The 529-nt window shown below is 33.3% G+C and carries 1 protein-coding gene; it reads left to right on the forward strand.

Translation table 11 applies throughout. The features are described 5' to 3' along the window. On the forward strand, window positions 1–489 hold a 489-nt coding region (locus EGD97_RS12290), incomplete at its 5' end, for an IS3 family transposase (RefSeq protein ID WP_127837566.1). Between the last annotated feature and the right edge of the window lie 40 nt (window positions 490–529).

Genomic DNA, 529 nt, shown 5'->3' on the forward strand with positions numbered 1-529 from the left:
GAAAAATGGGTTACTGATATAACTTATATTTATACACTTAAAGACGGATGGTGCTATCTTGCTTCAGTTTTGGATCTTCATACAAAGAAAATTATTGGCTATGCTTTTTCAAAGACTATGGATACAGAACTAGCTATAAAGGCTGTAGAAAATGCCTACATAACTCAAAAACCAAAGAATACTGTTATACTCCACAGTGATTTGGGCTCCCAATATACAAGCTCTAAATTTGATGATTATCTTAATGAACATAATATAGTTCATTCCTTTAGCGGCAAGGGATGTCCCTATGACAATGCTTGTATAGAATCCTTTCATGCTACACTAAAAAAGGAAGAAGTAAACTTAGCTACATACTATGACTTTGATGCTGCAAGGCTAGCTATATTTGAATATATAGAATCCTGGTACAACAGAAAAAGGCTTCATAGCAGTATCGGTTATATGACTCCTCAACAGCTTGAAGATGCTTTAAGAAAAACTGCATAAAAATTTGAGTTTTTGTGTCTACTATATTGACATAAATCCA

The sequence above is a fragment of the Clostridium prolinivorans genome, from assembly GCF_004011155.1.
Lineage (GTDB): Bacteria > Bacillota > Clostridia > Clostridiales > Clostridiaceae > Clostridium_AT > Clostridium_AT prolinivorans.